This is a genomic window from Streptomyces sp. NPDC048664 (assembly GCF_040650555.1).
In the GTDB taxonomy this organism is placed as follows: domain Bacteria; phylum Actinomycetota; class Actinomycetes; order Streptomycetales; family Streptomycetaceae; genus Streptomyces.
In genome coordinates, this window is sequence record NZ_JBEZHK010000024.1 from 61,785 (window position 1) to 84,571 (window position 22,787).

At 73.4% G+C, this 22,787-nt stretch carries 18 protein-coding genes and 1 pseudogene; 11 read left to right on the forward strand and 8 right to left on the reverse strand.

Annotation, left to right across the window (positions count from 1 at the left end; translation table 11 throughout):
- Positions 1 to 10 precede the first annotated feature (10 nt).
- Entirely contained in the window at positions 11 to 241 is a 231-nt protein-coding gene (locus tag AB0C59_RS24345) for a hypothetical protein (protein WP_363007954.1), read from the forward strand.
- Positions 242 to 273: 32 nt separating this feature from the next.
- Here the strand turns inward: AB0C59_RS24345 and AB0C59_RS24350 are convergent, their stop codons facing one another.
- Entirely contained in the window at positions 274 to 1,266 is a 993-nt protein-coding gene (locus AB0C59_RS24350) for a CU044_5270 family protein (RefSeq protein ID WP_363008057.1), read from the reverse strand.
- 424 nt (positions 1,267 to 1,690) lie between these two features.
- Positions 1,691 to 2,179 (reverse strand): annotated as a pseudogene (locus AB0C59_RS24355) (sigma-70 family RNA polymerase sigma factor); the annotation flags it as partial.
- Positions 2,180 to 2,397: 218 nt separating this feature from the next.
- Between AB0C59_RS24355 and AB0C59_RS24360 the strand changes: the two are divergent.
- Positions 2,398 to 3,546: an XdhC/CoxI family protein gene (locus tag AB0C59_RS24360; protein WP_363007956.1), complete on the forward strand. Its 1,149-nt coding sequence runs from the start codon at positions 2,398 to 2,400 to the stop codon at positions 3,544 to 3,546.
- Between the two features lie 32 nt (positions 3,547 to 3,578).
- On the opposite strand, the gene AB0C59_RS24365 is transcribed toward AB0C59_RS24360, so the two are convergent.
- Positions 3,579 to 6,065, reverse strand: coding sequence for a SpoIIE family protein phosphatase (locus tag AB0C59_RS24365; protein WP_363007958.1), 2,487 nt, complete (start codon positions 6,063 to 6,065; stop codon positions 3,579 to 3,581).
- 202 nt (positions 6,066 to 6,267) lie between these two features.
- Between AB0C59_RS24365 and AB0C59_RS24370 the strand changes: the two genes are divergently transcribed.
- Positions 6,268 to 8,409: a SpoIIE family protein phosphatase gene (locus AB0C59_RS24370; RefSeq protein ID WP_363007960.1), complete on the forward strand. Its 2,142-nt coding sequence runs from the start codon at positions 6,268 to 6,270 to the stop codon at positions 8,407 to 8,409.
- A 68-nt stretch (positions 8,410 to 8,477) separates the two neighbouring features.
- On the opposite strand, the gene AB0C59_RS24375 is transcribed toward AB0C59_RS24370, so the two are convergent.
- Positions 8,478 to 9,926, reverse strand: coding sequence for a S1 family peptidase (locus tag AB0C59_RS24375; RefSeq protein ID WP_363007962.1), 1,449 nt, complete (start codon positions 9,924 to 9,926; stop codon positions 8,478 to 8,480).
- A gap of 663 nt (positions 9,927 to 10,589) precedes the next feature.
- Here AB0C59_RS24375 and AB0C59_RS24380 point away from each other — a divergent pair.
- From AB0C59_RS24380 to AB0C59_RS24395, 4 genes are all read left to right on the forward strand, one after another.
- A complete protein-coding gene (locus AB0C59_RS24380) occupies positions 10,590 to 10,802 on the forward strand; it encodes a type A2 lantipeptide (RefSeq protein WP_363007964.1) in 213 nt (70 codons plus the stop codon).
- Between the two features lie 100 nt (positions 10,803 to 10,902).
- Positions 10,903 to 11,709: an HlyD family efflux transporter periplasmic adaptor subunit gene (locus AB0C59_RS24385; RefSeq protein ID WP_363007966.1), complete on the forward strand. Its 807-nt coding sequence runs from the start codon at positions 10,903 to 10,905 to the stop codon at positions 11,707 to 11,709.
- Entirely contained in the window at positions 11,706 to 13,940 is a 2,235-nt protein-coding gene (locus AB0C59_RS24390) for an NHLP family bacteriocin export ABC transporter peptidase/permease/ATPase subunit (protein ID WP_363007968.1), read from the forward strand. The genes AB0C59_RS24385 and AB0C59_RS24390 overlap by 4 nt, the downstream gene beginning before the upstream one ends.
- Before the next feature lies 1 nt (position 13,941).
- Entirely contained in the window at positions 13,942 to 16,770 is a 2,829-nt protein-coding gene (locus tag AB0C59_RS24395) for an NHLP bacteriocin export ABC transporter permease/ATPase subunit (RefSeq protein ID WP_363007970.1), read from the forward strand.
- Between the two features lie 3 nt (positions 16,771 to 16,773).
- Here AB0C59_RS24395 and AB0C59_RS24400 read toward each other — a convergent pair whose 3' ends face one another.
- On the reverse strand, positions 16,774 to 17,304 hold the full coding sequence (locus AB0C59_RS24400; protein ID WP_363007972.1) for an SRPBCC family protein: 531 nt from the start codon (positions 17,302 to 17,304) through the stop codon (positions 16,774 to 16,776).
- A 6-nt stretch (positions 17,305 to 17,310) separates the two neighbouring features.
- Positions 17,311 to 17,796: a VOC family protein gene (locus tag AB0C59_RS24405; protein ID WP_363007974.1), complete on the reverse strand. Its 486-nt coding sequence runs from the start codon at positions 17,794 to 17,796 to the stop codon at positions 17,311 to 17,313.
- Positions 17,797 to 18,045: 249 nt separating this feature from the next.
- Between AB0C59_RS24405 and AB0C59_RS24410 the strand changes: the two genes are divergently transcribed.
- The 3 genes from AB0C59_RS24410 to AB0C59_RS24420 all read left to right on the forward strand — a co-directional run bounded on the left by AB0C59_RS24410 (position 18,046) and on the right by AB0C59_RS24420 (position 20,607).
- The gene (locus AB0C59_RS24410; protein WP_363007975.1) at positions 18,046 to 19,248 is read left to right on the forward strand and encodes an epoxide hydrolase family protein; all 1,203 of its coding nucleotides are present in this window, start codon (positions 18,046 to 18,048) and stop codon (positions 19,246 to 19,248) included.
- 118 nt (positions 19,249 to 19,366) lie between these two features.
- Positions 19,367 to 20,008 carry an ATP-dependent Clp protease proteolytic subunit gene (locus AB0C59_RS24415; protein WP_363007976.1) on the forward strand — a complete coding sequence of 214 codons (642 nt, stop codon included), beginning with the start codon at positions 19,367 to 19,369 and terminating at the stop codon, positions 20,006 to 20,008.
- On the forward strand, positions 20,005 to 20,607 hold the full coding sequence (locus AB0C59_RS24420; protein ID WP_363007978.1) for an ATP-dependent Clp protease proteolytic subunit: 603 nt from the start codon (positions 20,005 to 20,007) through the stop codon (positions 20,605 to 20,607). Before AB0C59_RS24415 ends, AB0C59_RS24420 begins: the two co-directional genes overlap by 4 nt.
- 39 nt (positions 20,608 to 20,646) lie before the next feature.
- Here the strand turns inward: AB0C59_RS24420 and AB0C59_RS24425 are convergent, their stop codons facing one another.
- The gene (locus tag AB0C59_RS24425; protein ID WP_363007980.1) at positions 20,647 to 21,027 is read right to left on the reverse strand and encodes a helix-turn-helix transcriptional regulator; all 381 of its coding nucleotides are present in this window, start codon (positions 21,025 to 21,027) and stop codon (positions 20,647 to 20,649) included.
- Between the two features lie 232 nt (positions 21,028 to 21,259).
- Here AB0C59_RS24425 and AB0C59_RS24430 point away from each other — a divergent pair, with 232 nt between their 5' ends.
- A complete protein-coding gene (locus tag AB0C59_RS24430; RefSeq protein WP_363007982.1) occupies positions 21,260 to 22,147 on the forward strand; it encodes an RNA polymerase sigma factor SigF in 888 nt (295 codons plus the stop codon).
- 105 nt (positions 22,148 to 22,252) lie between these two features.
- On the opposite strand, the gene AB0C59_RS24435 is transcribed toward AB0C59_RS24430, so the two are convergent.
- Positions 22,253 to 22,714 carry an ATP-binding protein gene (locus AB0C59_RS24435; RefSeq protein WP_363007984.1) on the reverse strand — a complete coding sequence of 154 codons (462 nt, stop codon included), beginning with the start codon at positions 22,712 to 22,714 and terminating at the stop codon, positions 22,253 to 22,255.
- Positions 22,715 to 22,787: the final 73 nt, after the last annotated feature.

Below are 22,787 nucleotides of genomic sequence, written 5' to 3' on the forward strand. Positions count from 1 at the left end.
GGCGGTCACCATGCGAGGACGCCGGCGGCTGACCTTCCAGGTCGGCTCGCGGCTCTCCTGGAGCTTCTCGGCACGGGCGGGACTCGGCCGCCGGGGCCGGGCCCCCCTCTCCCCAGCCGTGCGCTCGGCGGGCGTGCGGGCGTCCCTCGCCCTGCTGCGGTCCGTGCTGCGTGCGGGGCGGGCCCGCCCGTGCCCGCCGCCGCCCGTGGCCCGAAGGCGCCGCCGTGCACTGCGCCGCTGAGCGCCCACGCCCTGCGCACGGCGGCGGGGTGGTCACCGCATCCAGGCGCTGTACGTCAGCACGTCACCGGACCGGAGACCGAACGCCGGGTCGTCGCGGGTCGCGGTGGTCTCCAACCCGAGCACGGCGCCGGTCGCGGGGTCGAGGATCAGCATGCCCCGGCCGGCGTGGGCCGCGTCGTCGTACACGTACGCCTGTCCGGGACGCCCCAGCCGGTCGGTGACCGCGCCGGCCGGCCGCAGGCCCTTCGCCTGCGCGAGGACCCGCAGCAAGGCGGTGGTCTCCGGTGAGCCGAGCGTCCAGTTGTCGAGCAGCTGGGACACCGCGTCCAGGAGCGCGGGCGTGTCGTCGACGCTCGTAGTGGTGTCGATCTCCTCCAGGTAGGAGCGCAGGGTGGACGCGCTGTGCGGCGGCTGCGCCTGGGGCGGGGCGTCGCTCCAGCTCGGCCCGTACGTCTGCCGGTGCAGGACGTGGCCGTCCCGTACCAGGCGGGGGCCGCCGTCGGCGTCGCTGAGGACGGGCTTGCCCGGCTTGCGCGGGTCGGTCGCCACCACGAGTTCGCTGTGGCTGCCGTCCGCCTCCCAGCGGACGATCCGCTCCTCGGGAAGGGTGATCGGGGGCCGCGATCCGGCGCCGTCGCTCAGCCCGAGCGACCAGGTCTGCACATGGGTCCCCTGGCGCAGCGGCAGTGAGCCGTGCCCCGCGGCCACCCGGGAGGCCAGTCCCGCCAGGGGCAGGGGCCGGGATCCCGACCGGATGCTCAGCGGGGGCGGTGCCGCCGCGGCGGGGGTGCCGGCCGGGCCGGTCAGCGGGAGGACGAGGGCGAGGACGGCACCGGCGGCGGTCGCCGCGAGGACCCAGGTCCTGCGGCGTGCCAGGGGGTGCCGGCGCGTGGGCGCGCGATCGCTGTGCAGCAGCCGGTTCAGGGCACGTTCGGCCTCGTGGCCCAGGGGTCCGTCCTGGTAACGGGGGTCCAGGGCGGGCACGGGGTTGGCGTGGCGCAGGGCCGCGAGGTCCTCGGCCATGAGTGCGGCCTGTTCGTCAGCCATGGTCGTTCTCCTTGAAGGCGGCACGGACGCACGCGGCCGGGCGCGCGAGTGGGCTCGGGGTGTCCCGCCGGGGGGCCGGGATGCCGGGGCTCGGGGCGGGGCCGGTGGGGCCGGTGGGGTGGGCGGCGCCCCCGGGTGCCGGAGCGGCACCCGGGCCACCGGGCCCCGGAGCGGGATCAGCGGCTCCCCCACCGTGCTCCGGAGCCGGAGCGGCACCCCGACCATCGGGCCCCGCGGCCGGGTCAGCGCCCCGATCGTCGGGCCCCGGAAGCGGGCCGGCGCCCCATGGGGCAGGAACCGGATCGGGGTCGGTTCTTCGGCTGTCGGGGCCCGGCGCCTGACCTGTCGTTCCGCCGCCGGAGGCCCGGGCGGGGCCGGTGGAGTGGTTGGGGTGGGGGTGGTCGATCTCGGCTCTCAGGCGTTTTCGGGCGCGGTGCAACCGCATCGCCGCCGCCCGGCTGCCGCAGCCGAGGGCGACGGCGAGCTCGTCGACGCCGAGTTCCTCCCACGCCGTCAGCCGCAGCACCTCCTGGTCGGCCGGGGAGAGCCGGGCCAGCGCCTCGTGCACCCAGGCGCCGGCGGGCTCGGTGTCCGGGCTCGCCACGAGGTGCCGGCCGTGCGCGGTCTCGTCGTTGCCCAGGCGGTCGAGGAGCCGTCTGCGGCGGCCCAGGCCGCGTACGGCGTTGGCCAGGCACTTGCGCGCCACGCCGTACAGCCAGGGCAGCGGGGGGTCCGGCAGGTCGTGGCGGCGCCGCCAGGCCACGGTGAACACCTCGGCCACCACCTCCTCGACATCGCTGCTGCCGCCGTCCAGCCGCCGTGCCACGTAGCGGCTGACAGCCCAGTAGTGCGCACGGTAGGCAGCGGCGAAGATCTCGTCGTCGCTCATGTCCCGTTGGTGTCCGAGGGGCCGGGGATCGTCACACCCGCCGGTGTGACGCTCGTCGCGTGGCGCGCAGGTGACGGGTGAGGCGGTGGCGGACAGGGGCGGGGCGGTCGGGGCACGGTCGGCCACTCTCGCACGGCGCGCCCGGCCCCGGGTGGTGGGGGGCTGGGCGGACTGGGACGGTGGTGAGGGGCGCGGGACCGTGACCGTGGGAGCGTGTGATGCGAGAGATCCTTCCGTCGCTGAACGGCTGGTACGCCGCCGGTCGGCCGTTCGGGCTCGCCACGGTCGTCGGTGTCAGCCGCAGCGCCCCGCGCGGGCCGGGCGCGGCGATGGCCGTCGGCCCGCGGGACGAGGTGGTGGGCAGCGTCTCCGGCGGCTGCGTGGAGGGGGCGGTGTTCGAACTGGCCCGGGAGGTCCTGGAGTCGGGCCAGGCCCGTACCGAGACCTTCGGCTACAGCGACCAGGACGCGTTCGCCGTGGGGCTGACCTGCGGCGGTGAGATCACGCTGCTCGTGCGCCGGGTGGCGCCGGAGGAGGATCCGTCCTTCGGGGCCCTGGCCGAGGCGGTGGCCGAGGGAAGGCCCGTGACCCTGGCGACGGTGGTCGACGGCCCGGCGCCGCGCGGGGCGGGGCTCGCCGTGTGGGCCGACGGGGTGACGGGCTCGCTGGGCGCGGCCGGGCTGACCGCGGCGGTCACCGCCGACGCGCGCGGCGGGCTCGCGCTGGGCGCCACCGGGCGACGCCACTACGGGGCGCACGGCGAGCGGCGCGAGGACGACGTCACGGTCTTCCTGCAGTCGTTCGCCCCGCCGCCCAGGATGCTGGTGTTCGGCGCCATCGACTACGCGGCGGCGGTCGCCCGTATCGGGGACTTCCTCGGCTACCGGGTGACGGTGTGCGACGCCCGTCCGGTGTTCGCCACGCCGAAGCGGTTCCCGCCGGGTGTGGAGGTCGTGGTGGACTGGCCGCACCGGTATCTGGGGTCCACGCGGACCGACGGGCGCACGGTGATCTGCGTGCTGACGCACGACCCGAAGTTCGACGTGCCGCTGCTCACGGAGGCGCTGCGCCGGCCGGCCGCGTACATCGGCGCGATGGGCAGCCGCCGTACGCACGAGGACCGGATGGCACGGCTGGGCGAAGCCGGGCTGACCGGGCCCGAACTGGCCCGGCTGCGTTCACCGATCGGCCTGGACCTCGGGGCGCGCACCCCGGAGGAGGTGGCGGTGTCCGTCGCCGCGGAGATCGTCGCGCTGCGCTGGGGCGGCAGCGGGACACCGCTCGGGGCCACGGCCGGGGCGATCCACCAGGACCACACCCCCCGTGAGCTCTCCGGGCGGACGGCGGCGGGAGAGGGCACGTCGTAGCGGGTGGTCGTGCGCCGCGTGCCGGCGTCGGCTCACCCGCGCGCGCCGTCCGCCGGTCCGCGCGCCACGGCGATCTCCGCCCACACCTGCTTGCCGCCGCTGACGGGAAGCGTGCCCCAGGTCACCGACACGGCTTCGACCAGCAGGACGCCCCGGCCGCCCGTGGCCTCCCAGCCGATACGGGTCGGCTTGACCGGCGTGCGCGGCGAGGAGTCCGCGACCGCGATCCGCAGCCGGTGGTCCAGGAGGGTGAGGTCGAGCCGGACCGGTCCGTCGGTGTGGACCAGGGCGTTGGTGACGAGTTCGCTGACGATCAGGAGTGCCGCGTCCGGGTCCGCCGCCGTGCCCCACCCGCGCAGGGTGCGCCGGGTGAAGCGGCGCGCGTGCCGGACCGCCTCGGGCAGGCGCCACACCGCCCAGCTCTCCCGCAGCGGGCGCAGGTCCATCCCGTCGTAGCGCGTCAGCAGCAGGGCCACGTCGTCGCCGCGGTTCGCCTCGGCGAGCACCGCGTCGGCGACGAGCCCGAGGTCCGCGGGGTCCGCGGCGGACAGCCCGGCGGCCAGCCGCGCGAGCCCGGTCTCCAGGTCGACGTCGGCGGACTCCACGAGGCCGTCGGTGGTCAGCGCGAGGACCGTGCCGGGGGTGAGCCGCAGGGGGCTCATCGGGAAGTCGGCCCGGGCGACGACGCCGAGCGGGGGGCCGCCCTCCGACTCGGGGATGTGCGTCGAGCCGTCGGGCAGCCGCAGCACCGGCGGGAGGTGGCCGGCGCGGACGTACCAGGCGGAGCCCTCCTCCATGTCGACGTCGACGTAGAGGCAGGTGGCGAACAGGTCGGACTCCATGCCGACCAGGAGCCGGTTGGCGTGCGAGACGACGACGTCGGGCGGGTGGCCCTCGACGGCGTAGGCGCGCAGCGCGGTGCGCATCTGGCCCATGAGCGCGGCGGCGGCGGCGCTGTGGCCCTGGACGTCGCCGATGACGAGCGCGACGTGGTTGTCCGCGAGGGGGATCACGTCGTACCAGTCGCCGCCCAGTTCCAGGGCCGCGGTGGTGGGCAGGTAGCGGGCGACGGCGTCCGCCCCTGGCAGCCGGGGCAGTCTGCGCGGGAGCAGGGACCGCTGGAGCATGCCGATCAGTTCGTGTTCGGCGTCGAAGGCGTGGGCGCGCACGAGGGCCTGCCCGGCGAGCCCCGCCACGGCGGTCAGCAGGGCACGCTCGTCGGTGCCGAACTCGTGCGGGCTGTCCCAGCCGATCAGGCAGGCGCCCGCCATGCTGCCCGCCGCGGGCAGCGGCAGCACGGCGAGCCCCCCGGGGCCGACGTCCGCGAGGGCGGCTTCCAGGTCGGTGCCGGCGGGCCAGACGGCCGGGCGGCCCTCGCGCAGCGCGGCGGCCAGGGTGGGCATGGCGCGTACGGGCGCGTCGGGCCAGTCCGAGCGCCACTCGGTCCGCCACAGCTCGGGCCATGCCTCGGATTCGGGCGGGTCGAGCACTCTGACGACGAGGCGTTCGGACTCCAGCTCGGCGACGGCGATGCGGTCGGCGCGCAGCGGCCCGCGCAGGGCGGCGACCAGGGCCTCGCTGACGTCGCGGACGGTGCCCGCGGTGGCCAGGGACGCGGCGAGCCGCTGGATCCGGGTGACGTCGCTGACCGCGGGGCGCAGGGTGGAGGCGTCGGCGACGGTGCCGGCGATCCGGGCCGGGCGGCCGTCCTCGGCGGGCAGGACGTGGGCGCGCAGGCGCAGCCACGCGGGTTCGCCCGAGGGTCCGAGGATGCGGAACTCCAGCTCGCGGTGTTCCAGCTCGCGGTCTCCGATGGTCAGGTGGTCGGCCTCGACCACCGACATCAGGGCGGGCAGGTCCTCGGGCACGGTGCGGGCCAGGAGGGTCTCCACCCGGCCGTCGAACGCCTGCGGGTCGATGCCGAACAGCTCCAGCACGTCGTCGTCGACCTCGACCCGGCCGGTGTCCATGGCCAGGGTGAAGGAGCTGCCGCCGGTCTCGTGGGTGACTGTGACGTCCTGGGCCGAGGCCTGGCCGGGGACGGCGTCGGCGATCAGCTCCAGGCAGTCGCGCTCGCCGGCGTCGAAGCCCTCGGGGCGGTCGCTGACGGCGAGGAGGGATCCCCCGTCCTGCAGCGGCAGGACGAGCAGCGTGAAGCTCTCGCCGGGCGGCCGGTCCGCGTGCGCCGTGCGGCCGAGGTCCTCGGCGGCGAGCCGCCGGGGCCGCCCCGAGCGGTGTGCCCTGGCCACGGGGTCCTTGCCGGAGAGCGGGTAGGTGTCGCGCAGGCCGTAGAGCGTGCGGGGCACACCCACCGCCGCGGCCAGGGACAGGCGGTCGGCGTGCTCGTCGGCACTGTAGACGGCGGCGCAGCTCGCCCCGGCGAAGACGAGCACCTGTTCGAGGACGCGGCGCAGGCGCTCCCGCGGATCGGTGTCGGGGCCAAGGGCTCTGAGCGTCTTCAGGGCAAGTCCGGCACGGAGCGTCCTCGATCTGCGTCCCGCAGCGCCCTCACCGCCCACCCCGTCATTACAGCAATTCCCGGCCGCCCGCGCAGCCCCTGTGCACAACCCCGACCCGCCGTGTCGGCACACGGCACGGCTCCCGGTCCGGGCGCTCGGGTGCGGCCCGGCGTCCATCCGCCGTGCGCGATGCCACGCCAGGCGAGAGCCTTGTTGAACGGGGGGCACGTCACAGTGCCCGCCGTGCGAGGAGGTGGTCGGCGTGTCCGACCGGCCGGTGCCGACGCGGGAGCGGTCTTTGACCGCGCCCGTGGCGCACCCGCTGCTCTCGCTGAGCCTCACCGCCCTGCTGGACGACGTCCACGGCCACTCGGGCGCGGTGTATCTGCTCTCCCCCGACGAACCCGTCCTGGAGATGGCGGTCAAGGCGGGGCTCCCCCGCGCCTTCACCACCCCCTGGGAGAGGATCAGTATCGGTGCCCCGCTGCCGGTCGCCGAGGCGCTGCGGCGACGGCGGCTGGTCTGGGTGAGCGGCGAGGAGCAGATGGCGGCCCGCTTCCCGCGGATCGCGGTGGTGCTGCCGTACCCGTTCGCCCTGGCGGCGGTGCCCCTGGTCACCGAGGACACGGCGTTCGGGGCGATCTACGTGACCTGGCCGAGCTCCCATCCGCCCGAGCTGTCCGACTGGGAACGGAACCATCTCACCGCGGCCTGCGCACGCCTGGCCCAGCGCCTGGAGCGGGCCGATGCGGCGAGCCTGCCGATCGGCTCCGAACCCGAGCTGCGCGACCCCCTGACCATGCCGGCCCCCGCGGCCCTGCCCGGCTCGGCCGAGGCGGCCCGGATGGTGGCGCGGCTGCCGTACGGGATGTGCGCCCTCGACATGCACGGCCGGATCGAGTACGCGAACCCCGCCGCGCTCAGCCTGCTGGGTGTCCCGGCCGGCTCCCTGGTCGGCGCGCCGCTCTGGGCCGCGGTGCCGTGGCTGAACGACCCGATGTACGAGGACCGCTACCGGGCGGCCCTGATCAGCCAGCAGACGACGTCGTTCGTGGCGCTGCGCCCGCCGGGCGACTGGCTGTCCTTCCGGCTGTATCCGAGCGGCGACGGGCTGAGCCTGCGGATCACCCGGGCGCGGGCCGTCTCCGAGATGAGCCGCGCCGGGGCACGGCCGGGTGAGGGGCCCCCGCGGCTGGTGACCATCTCGCAGGTGCTGAACCTCGCCAGCGCGCTCACCGAGGCGGCCGGGGTGCAGGACGTGGTGCGGCTGGTCGCCGACGAGATCTCGCCGGCGGTGGGCAGCAGCGCGCTCGCGATCCTCGGGGCGCACGGCGGGCGGCTGCACGTGCTCGGGCACCAGGGGTACGAGGACGCCTCGGTCATCGAGCGGTGGCACGGTGTGCCGCTGACGGAGCCGCTGCCCGGCACGCATGTCCTGACCACCGGGGTGCCCGCCTTCTTCGACTCCTGGCAGCAGCTGGAGCACCTGTATCCCCGGCGGCGGGACTTCCCGGACGGGATGGCCTCCTGGGCGTTCCTGCCGCTGATCGCCTCGGGCAGGCCGGTGGGGACCTGTGTGCTCGCGTACGCCGAGCGGCATGTGTTCCCGGCCGACGAGCGGGCGGTCCTGACGAGTCTGGGCGGACTGATCGCCCAGGCCCTGGAGCGTGCCCTCCTCTACGACGCCAAGCACCAGTTGGCGCACGGGCTCCAGGAGGCGCTGCTGCCGCACTCGCTGCCGCGTCTGCCGGGTCTCCAGGCGGCCGCCCGCTATCTGCCCGCCACGCTGGGCATGGAGATCGGGGGCGACTTCTACGATCTCGTGGCCAGCGGCGCCGGAGCGGTGGCGGTGATCGGTGACGTCCAGGGGCACAACGTGACGGCGGCGGGCCTGATGGGCCAGATCCGTACGGCCGTGCGCGCGTACACGACCGTGGGGCAGTCACCCGCGGAGGTGATGCGCGGGACCAACCGGCTGCTGATCGAGCTGGGGGCCGAGCTCTTCGCCAGCTGTGTCTATCTGCGGCTGGACCCGGGGCGGGGCCGCGTGGTCATGGCGCGGGCCGGGCATCCGCCGCCGCTGCTGCGCGGACCGGACGGGCATGTGAAGGTGCTCGATCTGGCCGGCGGGCCGTTGCTCGGCATCCAGGGGCCTGTCACCTATCCGACCAGCGAGTTCACCCTGACCCCGGGGTCGGTTCTGGCGCTCTACACCGACGGGCTGATCGAGTCGCCCGGCGTGGACATCGAGGACGCCCTGGCGGAGCTGGGTGAGCGGCTCGCCCAGGGCGGCGACGAGCCGCTGGAGTCGTTGGCCGACCGGTTGGTGCGGGACACCGCGACGGCCGACGAGCGGCTGGACGACGTGGCCCTGCTCCTGCTGCGCGCACCGCTGCCCGCGTGAGACGGCGGCGGTCCGGCCCTCCCCGGGGAGGGCCGGACCGCCCGCGGATCCGGCGGCGCCGGACTCCGTCAGTTGCCGGAGGTCAGCGCGGAGCCGTCGCTCGCGCCGTTGCCCATGGACTGGCCGGACTGGTCGCCGGCACCGGACTGGTCACCGGCACCACTCTGGTCGCCCGCGCCGCTCTGGTCGCCCGCGCCCGCACCGCTCTGGTCGCCCGCGCCCGCACCGCTCTGATCACCGGCACCGGCACCGGACTGGTCGCCCGCACCCGCACCTGACTGGTCACCAGCGCCGGCACCGGACTGATCGCCCGCACCCGCACCGGACTGATCACCGGCACCCGCACCGCTCTGGTCGCCCGCGCCCGCGCCACCGCCCGCGCCGAGTGTCGCGCCGGTCGCCTGGAGGGCGGCCGTCACCGGCTGGAAGAAGGTCTCGCCCCCGCTCTTGCAGTCGCCGCTGCCGCCCGAGGTCAGGCCGACCGCGCTGCCGTCCTGCGTGAACAGGGAGCCGCCGCTGTCTCCGGCCTCGGCGCAGACATCGGTCTGGATGAGGCCGGTGACGGTGTCCGTGCCGCCCGGGTTGGTCTCGCTCTGGAAGTTGACGGTGGCGTCGAGGCCGGTGACGGTGCCGTTGTGCAGTCCGGTGGTGCTGCCCATCCGGAAGACCTGCTGGCCCACCACCGCGTCGGCGGCCTTGGTGATCTGGACCGTCTGCCCGTTGCCGGCGTTGACCTCGCTCGGCGCCTGGGTGCCGGGGTCGTCGTACTTGACGAGGGAGAAGTCGTTGCCGGGGAAGGTGGCCTTGTCGACGGTGGCGACCGGCTGGCCGTTCTGCGAGTCGGACCACTGCTTGGCCGCGACGCCGCAGTGACCGGCCGTCAGGAAGGCGGGGCTGCCGTCGCTGGCGGTGACGTTGAAGCCGAGGGAGCAGCGGACGCCGCCGCCGTTCGCCTGGGCGAAGATGGCGTCTCCGCCCGACACCAGCGTCTTGAACGAGCCGCCGGACCTCTTGACCGTGGCCACACCCGAGCCGAGGCTCTTGACCGTCGACTGCAGCGAGTCCCAGTGGGAGCCGCTGACCGTGCTGTCGGCGCTGACCTTGATCTCGTTGGTCCTGGGGTCGACGACCCACGCGGTGCCGGGCATCGTGGCCTTGGCCCGCAGGGTCTTCGCCGCGGCCTTGAGGGCGGCGGTGCTGTTGCGCACCTGGTGCGGGATCGCGCCCGCCTTGGTGATGGCGTCGGCGACATTGCTGTCGCTACCGACCATGTTGACGACCATCTGCTTCTTGCCGGCGTCGTAGTACGCCCCCGCGTAGGCGCCGCCCAGCTGGGACGACAGCTGGGAGGCGAGGGTCGGGACGTCGTTCGCCCGGAACGTCTTCGGAGTGGCGTCGCCCGCCCCGCCCGTCTGGGACGCGTTGGCGTTGGGGAGCAGAAGGGCCGCAGCTCCGAGCGCCGCCACGCTTCCAACCGCGATCGCGGCCTTGCGCTTGGGTATGCGTTTGTGACTCAACTCTTGACCTCCTGGGGACAAGGTCCGTGCCGCCGTGCGGCGGCCGACTGGGGCGCCTGGATGCCTGTTGATACGCACGCCGCGCAGGGGGCGTTCAACGCTGCGCGCAACTGGCCGAGTTGGCGTATGCGAAAGGATGAAATAGGCGGCAAACGCGTCCGCCGGGGCCGCACGGAGGACAGGCACCGACCCCGTTCCGGCCAGACGCTCCGCGTGATCGCCCAGTCACGTTCCGTGCGGCAAACGAAGCGGAATCCATGCTTCAGGGAATCTACACATTGAATACGCAACCAAGTCACCGCGGCGGGGCTATCTCCACAGACATGCGCCGGGCTGCGCGCCATTGGAGCGGACTGTCCCATTCCGCCTACCGGGCGCAAGGGCGCCGGGTACGGCGAGGGCGCCCGGGGTGTGAAGAAGTCGCCGCCAAGCGGTGCGCACTCCTGCACGTCTGACGGCCCCTGGCCCTCAATTGCGCAGGTGGGAGCGTTGCTTGAGTGGAGTCGGCGCGCGGCCCCGTGCTTTGATCCCTAACGCCGCGGGGCCGCTCCACGGGATCCCGGTACCGGGTTCCCCAGTCCTCGCGGCGGCGGCCGACCGTCTGTCCCCCAGAGGGGGGCCGCTCTCCCCCTTGTGAATACCCATATGAAGGGAAGTTCCATCATGAACTTCAACCAGGTTGAGACCGCTGAGATCTCGGACGCCGAGCTGGACGCCGTGTCCGGTGGTCTGCAGCTGAACGCCGTGGGCACCGTCACCGGCCTGGTGGACGGCGTCGCCCCGGTTTCGGCGCTGGCCGGCACGGCCGTCGGCACGGTCGAGGGTGTCACCGGGCTGAACACCGCCCCGGTCACCCAGCTGGTCTCCGGTCTCTGACCGAACCCGTGCACCGCTGAGTCCCGGAACCACTCCCCGGTTCCGGGACTCTCGGACGCCATGACCCTCTTCGACCGCAGGACAGGTGAGGGATAGTCCCGTGCAGTTCCGCCAACAGGCCCTCGCCAAGCTCCAGTCACCCGAGGATCTGGACCTCCCCGTGCGCTTCGCGCGCCCCCAGGGCTGGTTGGTGCTCGCCGTCACGGTGCTCGCCACGGCCGCCGCCGGCGTATGGGCCGTGACCGGCTCGGTGAACTCCACGGTCGGCGCCCCCGCCGTCTTCACCCACGGACAGGGCAGCTACATCCTGCAGAGCCCGGTGTCCGGACAGGTCACCGCCGTCCTGGCCAAGGAGGGCGAACGGCTGCCCGCCGACGCGCCCGTGCTCAAGGTCCGTACGAGCCAGGGCGACTCGCTGGTGCGCACGGTCGCCGCGGGCCGCGTCTCCGCGCTCGCCGCCACCATCGGCCAGATCATCCGCACCGGCGCGAACGTCGCCTCGGTGGAGAAGGTCGCCCACGCCTCGGACCCGCTGTACGCGACCGTCTACGTCCCCGCCCAGAGCGCCGCCTCCATCCCGGCGAACGCCGCCGTCGACCTCACCGTGGAGTCGGTGCCCGCCCAGCAGTACGGGGTACTGCGCGGGCATGTGCGCTCCGTGGACCGTGCGGCGCAATCGGCGCAGCAGATCTCCGCGTTCCTCGGGGACGACCAGCTCGGGCGCCAGTTCACCCGTCAGGGACGGCCCGTGGCCGTCCTCGTGCGCCTCGACCGGTCCTCGGCCACGAAGAGCGGCTACCGGTGGTCCACCGCGGACGGCCCGCCCTTCACCCTCTCCTCCATGACCCTGGCCACGGGTTCGATCCGGATGGCCCCTCAGCGTCCCGTCGATTGGCTGCTGCCATGACCGCACCCCAGGACACCCTGCCCCCGGTGCGGGGCAGACGCCGCGCCGCGCCGCCGCGGCGCACCGTGCCGAAGGGCGGGCACAGGACCGTCCGCACCCCCACCGTGCTCCAGATGGAGGCCGTGGAGTGCGGCGCGGCCTCCCTGGCGATGGTGCTCGGCCACTTCGGCCGCCATGTCCCGCTGGAGGAGCTGCGCATCGCCTGCGGTGTCTCCCGTGACGGCTCGCGTGCCAGCAACCTGCTGAAGGCGGCGCGGAGTTACGGCCTGACGGCCAAGGGCATGCAGATGGACACGGCCGCGCTCGCCGAGGTGAAGGCGCCCGCGATCCTGTTCTGGGAGTTCAACCACTACGTCGTCTACGACGGCATGGGGCGGCGGTTCGGCCGCCGGGGCGTCTACGTCAACGACCCCGGCAAGGGCCGCCGTTTCGTGCCGATGGAGGACTTCGACACCAGCTTCACCGGGGTCGTCCTGGTGATGGAGCCGGGCGAGGGCTTCTCGCGCGGCGGGCGCAAGCCGGGCGTCCTCGGGGCCATGCCGGCCCGGCTGCGCGGCACGTCGGGCACCATGCCCGCCGCCGTCCTGGCGAGCCTGCTGCTGGTCGCCGTCGGTGCCGCGGTGCCCGCGCTCAGCCGCACCTACATCGACACGTTCCTGATCGGCGGTCAGACCTCGCTGCTCGGCGTGCTGTTCACGTCGATGGGCGCGTGTGTCCTGCTCACCCTGCTGCTCACCTGGCTCCAGCAGGCGAACCTGCTGCGCGGCCGGATCATCTCCTCCACCCTGTCCAGTGCCCGCTTCCTGCGGCATCTGCTGCGGCTGCCCGTCACGTTCTTCGCCCAGCGCAGCCCCGCCGACCTGGTGCAGCGCCTGCAGTCCAACGACGCGGTCGCCGAGACACTCGCCCGCGACCTGGCGGCGGCGGGGGTGGACGCGGTCGTCGTCGTGCTCTACGCGGTGCTGCTCTACACCTACGATCCCCAGCTGACGTTCGTCGGGATCGGGGTGGCCCTGCTGAACGTGGTGGCGATGCGGGTGGTCGTACGCCTGCGGGCCACCCGCACCGCGAAACTGCGCGCGGACAGCGCGCGGTTGACCAACACCGCCTACACCGGGCTCCAGCTGATCGAGACGATGAAGGCGACGGGCGGTGAGGACGGCTACTTCCGCAAGTGGGCCGGCCAGCACGCCACCACGCTGGAGGAGCAGCAGCGCCTGGGGGTGCCGAGCGCGTGGCTGGGCGTGGTGGCCCCGACGCTCGCCACGTTCAACAGCGCGCTGATCCTGTGGATCGGCGGACTGCGGGCGATCGAGGGCCACATCTCGGTGGGCCTGCTGGTCGCCTTCCAGGCGCTGGTGACCCGGTTCACCGCGCCCATCACCCGCCTCAACGGCGTCGCGGGCCGCATCCAGGACTTCGCCGCGGACGTGGCACGCCTGAAGGACGTGGAGAACTTCCAGGCCGACCCGCTCTACGGCCGCTCCGGCTCGGGCGACTCGGCCCGGCGGCTGCACGGCCATGTCGAGCTGGAGAACATCACCTTCGGCTACAGCCCGCTCGACAAGCCGCTGCTCAGCGGCTTCAGCCTCACGGTGGGGCCCGGGCAGCAGGTCGCCCTGGTGGGCGGCTCGGGCAGCGGGAAGTCGACGGTGTCCCGGCTGATCTCGGGTCTGTACACCCCGTGGGAGGGCGTGATCCGCATCGACGGGCAGCGCCTGGAGGACATCCCGCGCGGCGCGCTCGCCGCCTCCGTGTCCTTCGTGGACCAGGAGGTCTTCCTGTTCGAGGGGTCGGTCCGCGACAACGTGGCCCTGTGGGATCCCTCGATACCGGACGAGGCGGTGGTGGCCGCGCTGCGGGACGCCGCGCTGTACGACGTCGTCATGCGGCGGCCGGGCGGCATCCACAGCCGGGTCGAGCAGGACGGGCGCAACTTCTCCGGGGGGCAGCGCCAGCGTCTGGAGATCGCCCGTGCCCTGGTGCGCGACCCGAGCATCCTGGTCCTGGACGAGGTGACCAGCGCGCTGGACGCCGAGACGGAGCAGTGGGTGATCGACAGCCTGCGCAAGCGGGGCTGCGCCTGTGTGGTGATCGCGCACCGGCTCAGCACCGTGCGCGACAGCGACGAGATCGTGGTGCTCCAGCACGGCACGATCGTGGAACGCGGGCGGCACGACGCCCTGGTGGCGGCCGGCGGGGTGTACTCCGCGCTGGTCAGGGAGCGATGAGATGACGGCGGTCCACGAGACGGCGCACGAGGGCGACCTCGTGCTCCAGGCCCTCGGCCAGATGGGCACCCCCCTGGACTGCTCCGGGACGGGGCGGCTCGACCTTCAGGGGCCGCAGGTGCTGTGGCTCGTCGCGTCCGGCGCGCTGGACCTGTTCGCGGTGGACGCCGCCGCCCAGGGCCACTGGCACCATCTCGGCCGGCTGGAGGCGGGCTCGCTGCTGCTCGGCCCGGTCGCGGGCCCGCAGCACACCCTGGTCGCCCGGCCCGTACGCGACTGCGTGGTCCGGCGCATCCAGCTGCGGGAGCTGTACCAGCCCGTCGACACCCAGACCTGGTCCTACGACGCCTACGGGAACCCGCAGTACGTTCCGCCCACGACGAGCCCGCTGGAGCACGCCCTCGCGCTGGGCGTCGGCCGCGGGCTGTCCATCCTCTTCCAGGCGCCGATGGCCACCGAGCGGGCCGCCGACATCACCGACGACGACGTGTTCTGGATGCAGGTGCCGCCGGGCAGCGTCCAGTACGGCTCCCTGTACGGCGCGGACGCCGCGGCCGACCTGCTGATGGATCCGGCGATCTGGCAGAGCATGGTCGACCAGCAGTACCGGCTGCTGGCGACCCTCGACCGGTGGATCGAACAGGTGGAGCGCACCCACGAGAGCCGGACGGCCGCCGGGATCAAGGCGGGTGAGGCCGTACGCGTCGAGGCCGACCGCACGCTGCTCGCCTCCATCGGCAAGTCGTCGGCGACGCGGACCACGGCGGCCGACGCCGACGCCACCTACGCGGCCTGCCGACTGGTGGCGGGCACCGCCGGGATCACTCTCGCGGAGCCCTCGCGGGCCGGCGCCGACAGCGACCGTCTCGACCCGGTCGAACGCATCGCCCTGGCGTCCCGGGTCCGTACCCGGGCGGTACGGCTGGACGGGCGCTGGTGGCGCGACGACATCGGGCCGATGGTGGGCCACCGAGCCCTGTCCGGCGCTCCCGTCGCGCTGCTGTGGCGGCGCGGCGGCTATGTCGCCGTGCAGCCGTCCTCGGGCCGGGAGACTCCCGTCGAGAAGGCGAACGCCCCCGAGTTCGAGCCACGGGCCGTGATGTTCTACCGGCCGCTGCCCGAGCGGGGGCTGAGCCCGCTGCGGCTGATGCGCTTCACCCTGTCCGGCACCCGGAGCGATCTGCTCGCGCTGCTGCTCAGCGGACTGGTGACCGTCGCCATCGGCGCGCTGGTGCCGATCGCCACCGGCAAGGTGCTGGGCGCGTACGTGCCGCGGGCCGAGCAGGGTCCGATCGTGCGGGTCTGTCTCGCGCTGATGGTGACCGGTGTGGTGGCGGCGGCGTTCATGCTGCTGGAGAACCTGACGATCCTGCGCCTGGAGGGGCGGATCGAGGCGACGCTGCAGCCCGCTGTGTGGGACCGGTTGCTGCGGCTGCCGACGAAGTTCTTCGCCGAGCGGTCCACGGGCGAGCTGGCCGGGGCGGCCATGGGCATCAGCGCCATCCGGCGGCTGCTCGCGGGGGTCGGGCCGGTGGTGGCGCAGTCGGTGACCGTGGGCGCGATGAACCTGGGGCTGCTGCTGTGGTACAGCGTGCCCATGGCGCTGGCCGCGATCGGCATGCTCGTCGTGATCGGCGGGGTCTTCCTCGGGCTCGGGCTGTGGCAGGTGCGCTGGCAGCGGCGCCTGGTCAAGCTCTCCAACAAGCTGAACAACCAGGCCTTCCAGACGCTGCGGGGGCTGCCCAAACTGCGGGTGGCGGCGGCCGAGAACTACGCCTACGCGTCCTGGGCGCAGGAGTTCGCGCGCAGCCGGGAGCTCCAGCAGAAGGTGGGCCGGATCAAGAACCTGACCACGGTCCTGGGCTCGGTCTATCTGCCGCTGTGCTCACTGCTGCTGTTCATGCTGCTCGCGGGACCGGCCAGGGGCGCGCTGTCGGCGCCGGACTTCCTGACCTTCACCACCTCGGTGACGATGCTGCTGACCTCGGTCACCCAGCTCACCGGCGCGTTCGTGTCGGTGGTGGCGGCGCTGCCGCTGTTCGAGGAGATCAAGCCGGTCCTGGACGCCGTCCCGGAGGTCCGCACGGCGAGCACCCGACCGGGTCCGCTGTCCGGCGGCATCGAGGCGCGCAGGCTGTCCTTCCGCTACTCCGACGACGGCCCGCTCGTCCTCGACGACGTCTCCTTCGACATACGGCCCGGCGAGTTCGTGGCGATCGTCGGCCCCAGCGGCTGCGGCAAGTCCACCTTGCTGCGCCTGCTGATCGGCTTCGACAAGCCGGTCTCGGGCAGCGTTTTGTACGACGGCCAGGACCTGGCCGCGCTGGACCAGTCGGCGGTGCGCCGCCAGTGCGGGGTGGTGCTGCAGCACGCCCAGCCGTTCAGCGGTTCGATCCTGGACGTCATCTGCGGCACCGAGCCCTACACGCCCGAGGAGGCGATGGAGGCGGCCCGCATGGCGGGGCTGGCGGAGGACATCCAGCGGATGCCGATGGGGCTGCACACCATCGTCCAGGGCAGCGGCGCGGTCTCCGGCGGACAGCGGCAGCGCCTGATGATCGCGTCGGCGCTGATCCGGCGGCCGCGCATCCTCTTCTTCGACGAGGCGACCAGCGCGCTGGACAACGAGACCCAGCGCACGGTCATCGAGTCCACCCGGGCCCTGAACGCCACCCGCGTCGTCATCGCCCACCGGCTGTCCACGGTGCTGGACGCGGACCGGGTCATCGTGATGGCGGACGGCAAGGTCGCCGAGCAGGGGCCGCCCGCCCGGCTCCTCGCGGACCCGACGGGCCGGCTGCACGAGCTGGTGCGACGCCAGCTCGCCTGACCCTCAGGTCTCCTGGCCCGGTACGGGCGCGCCCGAGGGCGTCCCGGCCGCGACGTACGCCGCGTAGAACTCCTTCCAGGTCGTGCCCGGCCCGTCGTGCGGCCCCGGGGAGTCCTCGCCCCGGACCACGGCGTCCAGGGCGGCGAGGCACACCTCCCACCCCGCGGCGTTGCGTGCCGCGGCGTTCCCCTGTGCGAGCACGTCGGTCAGCGTGAGGCGGGTCCGCGCCCGGCCCGGTTCCTCCAGGTCGAACCGCAGTTCGTCCCCTCCCCACGCGAAGGAGAGGTGCCGGGGCTCGTCGACGGCCAGCACCGTGCCCGTGGACTCGGGCATGTGCGGGTCCCCGCTGAAGCGTGCGGCGCCGCCGGGGCGCAGCTCGAACTCGGCGCGGGAGGGGAACCACCGGGCGAGGGCGTCCGGATCGGTGACGAGCCGCCAGACGCGGCCGAGGGGCTGGTCGTAGACCCGGTCGAACCGGACGGCGGGCCGGCCGTCCTGAAGGGTGGTGTACGTGCCGGTGAGCTCGACGCCCATGGCGGGTCAGCCCTCGCCCTCGTACGCGCGCCTCAGGGCCGCGATGTCGAGCTTGCCCATCGCGTACATGGCCCGGGTGGTGCGGGTCGCCTTCAGCGGGTCCGGGTCGCCGATCATGTCGACGAGGCCGTCCGGGACGACCTGCCAGGACACGCCGAACCTGTCCTTGAGCCAGCCGCACTGGCCCGGCTCGCCGCCGTCCTCGGTGAGGCGGGCCCAGTAGTGGTCGACCTCCGCCTGGTCGCGGCAGTGGATCTGGAAGGAGACCGCCTCGCTGAACGTGAACAGGGGGCCGCCGTTCAGGGCGACGAACCGCTGGCCGTTCGCGACGAAGTCGACGGCGACCACGGACCCTGCCGGGCCGGGGCCGGCCTCGGTGTAGTGGCCGACCCGTCCCATGCTGGAGTCCTTGAAGAGGGACACGTAGAACCGTGCGGCCTCCTCCGCGCGACCGTCGAACCAGAGACAGGTGGTGAATCCCTCGGCAGCCATGGGTACCTCCCGGAGTGAGATGCGGTGTCACCTGTACAGACCGATACTCCCTCCGGAACTCATCGGCCCGGCACGACACGGCCTGCGGCCCGCACCATGACCGCCCCGGCACGCCAGGGGCGCGGGGAACCGCGCGACCACCCCGAACAGGGGCACGGGGAACTGCGCGAGAACCCCGACCCCGCCCGCGGGACAACGCCACCCTCAGGCACACCCCGCCACCCGCGCGGAGCGCCTAGCATCCGCCCCATGATCTCCAAGCCCGCCACCGCCGCCGTCCACCCCTTCACCCTGTCCGTCCCCCAGGCCGACCTGGACGACCTGCACGACCGTCTCGACCGGACCCGCTGGCCGGACGAGCTGCCCGGCGTGGGCTGGGCCTACGGCGTGCCTCGCGGCTATCTGCGGGAGCTCGTGCGCCACTGGCGGCACGACTACGACTGGCGTGCGGCCGAGGCGCGGCTGAACGAGTGGCCGCAGTTCACGACGGAGATCGACGGCGCCCAGGTGCACTTCGCCCATGTCCGCTCCCCCGAACCGGACGCCACCCCCCTGGTCGTCACCCACGGCTGGCCGGGCTCGATCGTGGAGTTCCTCGACGTGGTCGGCCCCCTGACCGACCCGGTCCGCCACGGCGGCGACCCGGCCGACGCGTTCCATGTCGTGCTCCCGAGCATCCCGGGCTTCGGGCTGTCCGGGCCCACCCGTGACACCGGCTGGGAGGCGGGCCGGATCGCGCACGCCTGGGCGGAGCTGATGGACCGTCTGGGCTACCGGCGCTTCGGCGCGCAGGGCGGCGACTGGGGTGCGGCGATCTCCCGCGAGCTGGGCCGGGTCCGCCCGGACCGGGTGCTCGGCGTCCATCTCAACCTGCTGCCGGGCGCGCAGGCGGTGACCGAGCCGACCCCGGAGGAGCTTGCCGCGCTGAGCCCCGAGGAGCGGGAGCGCGCCCTCACCTCGTGGCGCCGCTGGTCGCAGTGGCAGCGGGAGGGCACGGGGTACGCGGTCCTGCACGCCACCCGGCCGCAGACCCTCGCCTACGCGCTCACCGACTCGCCCGTCGGGCAACTCGCCTGGATCGTGGAGAAGTTCAAGGAGTGGACGGACTGCGACGAGCTGCCGGAGGACGCCGTCGACCGGGACCGGCTGCTGACGAACGCCTCGCTCTACTGGCTCACCGGCACCGCCGGTTCCTCCTCCCGGATCTACTACGAGCGGGCGCACGCCTCGGGCCGGGCCGCCGCTCCGGGCGAACCGTCCACGGCGCCGACCGCGCTCGCCGTCTTCCCGGCCGAGGTGCAGGTCCCGTTGCGCCACCGGGCGGAGCGCACCGAGAACATCGTGCGCTGGACCGAGTTCGACCGCGGCGGGCACTTCGCCGCGATGGAGGAGCCCGACCTGCTGGTGGACGACGTCCGGGCCTTCTTCCGGCAGCTGCGCGAGAAGGGCTGAGCGGGCGCTGCGCTCTCGGCGAATCTGCCCCGGGCAGAGAAACCGTCCGCGAGCACCGCACCCGGTCGACAGTGGGGTCGAGAGGGCATCCGTGCCACGACGACAAGGAGATCCGGTGATGACTGCACCGCCCCCGCTCACGCCCCTGGCCCAGGACGGCGACACACCGCCCAGCCGGTACGACGACCACCTCGCGGCCCAGCTCCTCGCCCAGCGCATCGTGCTGCTGGGCACCCAGGTGGACGAGGTCTCGGCGAACCGGGTGTGCGCCCAGCTCCTCCTGCTCTCCGCGGAGGACCCGCGCAGCGACATCAGCCTGTACATCAACAGTCCGGGCGGCTCGGTCACCGCCGGGCTCGCCATCTACGACACCATGCGGCTCGTCCCCAACGACGTCTCCACGCTGGTGATGGGCTTCGCCGGCAGCATGGGCCAGTTCCTGCTCACGGTGGGCACGCGGGGGAAGCGGTTCGCCCTGCCGAACGCGCGGATCATGATGCACCAGCCGTCGGCGGGCATCGGCGGCACCGCGGCGGACATCGAGATCCAGGCCGAGAACCTGGAGTTCACCAAGAGGGCCATCGAGCGGATCACCGCCGAGCACACGGGACAGGACCCGGAGACGATCGCGCGGGACGGCGACCGGGACCGCTGGTTCACCGCGGAGCAGGCCAGGGAGTACGGGATGGTGGACCAGGTGGTGACGTCGCTCGCCGACGTCCGCCCGGCCGCCGCGCGCCGACGGGTGGGACTGTCATGAGTTCCTACACGGTTCCCCATGTCGTCGAGCGCACCGCGCAGGGCGAACGGTCGTACGACGTCTTCAGCCGGCTGCTCGCCGAGCGGATCATCTTCCTCGGGACGGAGATCGACGACGGGGTGGCGAACGTCGTCATCGCGCAGCTCCTGCATCTGGAGTCGGCGAACCCCGAGCAGGAGATCTCGATCTACATCAACTCCCCCGGCGGATCGTTCACCTCGCTGATGGCGATCTACGACACGATGACGTTCGTGCGGGCGCCGATCTCGACGTTCTGCGTCGGGCAGGCCGCCTCCACCGCGGCCGTGCTGCTGGCGGGCGGCGAGCCCGGGCGCCGGTTCGTGCTCCAGCACGCACGCGTCCTGCTCGGTCAGCCCGCCAGCGGGGGGCGGCAGGGCACGGTCGCCGACCTCAGCCTCCAGGCCAAGGAGATGGTCCGCATCCGCGCCCAGGCCGAGGAGGTGCTGTCCCGGCACACCCACCACGAGGTGCGGATCCTGCGCGCCGACATGGACCGGGACAAGGTGTTCACCGCCGAGGAGGCCGTCGCGTACGGGCTGGCCGACGAGGTGCTCAGCCGGCGGCTCGCCCTCGTCTGACACCACGACGGCCGTCGGGGAGGACGACGGCACCGCCGGTCAGGCGGCCAGGCAGAGCCCGTCCCGGCGTGCCGTGGGCGCGGTGCCCCGGCCCGTCGGACGTGTCACGACGCTGTGCCGCACCAGTTCCCGCTGGGCGAGCGAGAGCAGGTCGGCCAGGCCCAACCCGAGTGCCCGGGCGGCGGCCGCGAGGACCTCCGAGGAGGCCTCCTTGCGGCCGCGCTCCACCTCGGACAGGTACGGAAGGGAGATCCGGGCCTGGTCGGCCACGTCCTGGAGGGTGCGCTCCTGGGCGAGTCGGCGGCGCCGCAGCACCTCGCCGACGACGTCGCGCCACAGGGGCTCCTTGGCGGCCGGGCTCCGGGGCGGTGCGGAGCGCAGGGGGATGGCACGGGCATCGTTCGGCGTCGGGTTGCTCACCCCACTCAGCCTAGGGACAGCGGGCGCCGAGGGAAGGCATCGGCGTTCCGCCCTGGGTGAAGCGGCTTTCGCCCCGGGCGCGCCGCGTGGGGTGTGACGCGCACGACGTGACCAGCGCCACCCGCTCAGGGGAAAATCGCCTGGCATGAGATCCCGGCGACGGGGTAGGCGGGGGTCACGACGCGTGGACAGCGGCCGAGAGGCCGGAAGGCCGAGACTCCCGGGAGAGCCGATGGACACCGCCACGAGCTGGCCGACAAGGACCGCTGTCGCGGTCAGGACCACGACGAGTGAGCAGGACCTGCCGACCGTCGCGGACCCAAGGTCCGTGGCGCCCCGTGACGCGCGGGAGCTGTCCCGTCGGTTCTTCCAGCGGCTGAGCACCCTGGAGGAGGGCACGCACGAGTACCAGTACGCGCGCAACACCCTCATCGAGATGAACATGTCGCTGGTCCGCTTCGCGGCCGGCCGCTTCCGCAACCGCGGTGACGACATGGAGGACATCGTCCAGGTCGGCATGATCGGGCTGATCAAGGCGATCGACCGGTTCGAGATCTCCCGCGAGGTGGAGTTCACCTCCTTCGCCGTGCCGTACATCGTCGGCGAGATCAAGCGGTTCTTCCGCGACACGACCTGGGCCGTCCATGTGCCGCGCCGCCTCCAGGAACTGCGCGTCGAGCTGGCCAAGGCACGGGACGAGCTGGCGACCCGCCTGGACCGCGAGCCGACCGTGGCCGAACTGGCCACCCTCATGAACCTGCCCGAGAACGAGGTGGTCGAGGCGCAGATCGCGGCCAACGGCTACAACTCCTCGTCGCTGGACGCGACGCTCTCCGGCGACGACCAGGTGGGCGAGGCGGTCCTCGCCGACTTCATCGGCGAGGAGGACGACGGCATGCGCCTCGTCGAGGACTTCCACACCCTCGCCCCGCTGCTGGCCGGGCTCAGCGAGCGCGACCGGTCGATCATCCACATGCGGTTCGTGGAGGAGGCCACGCAGGCGGACATCGGGACGCGGCTCGGCTGCTCGCAGATGCACGTCTCGCGTCTCATCAAGCGCATCATCGACCAGCTGCGCAGCGGCATGCTGGACGACGTGCGGCGGGTCGACGCCACCTGACAGGCGGCGACACCGTCGGCGGACGGCTGGGTGATGGTGCGGGAAAGCCCGTGGGCCGACGAGCCCACGGGCTTTCCCTTGCCGCTTCCGTCCTGCGGTGTCGCCTCAGCCCTGCGGCTTCACGAGTTCGACCACGGCCTTGACCAGCTTGCCGACCGGCACGCGCTCACACGTCACCTGCGACGACAGCGCGTGGACGATCTCCAGGCCATGGCGGCCCACGCGCCCCGGGTCCCTCGGATAGCGCAGGGGCAGTGCGGCGCTGCTGTCGTAGACCGACACGGTCACGGCGGTGTCGGTGCCCTCGAGTTCGAGGATGTAGGGGCCCTGGCTGTGCCGCTGCGCGTTGGTCACCAGCTCACTCACCACCAGGAGCACGTCTCCGCAGGTGCGCGCGTCGATGTCGGCGCACCACTCGGACCGCAGCTGCTCCACGAACAGCTCGCCGAAGGTCCTGGCCTCGGCTATGGACCCCGGCTCCCCGGCGTAGTGCGCCGCCCGTCGCAAAGGCTCAACGGGCATGTCGAACTCGGTCGGTATCACCGCTCCGTCCAGGTGCTCCATCATGCGGTCTCTCTCGGCCAGCCGGGTCTCGTACGGCGCGGCGCCCCTGGACGGAGCACCGCATCAGTGCTCGTAC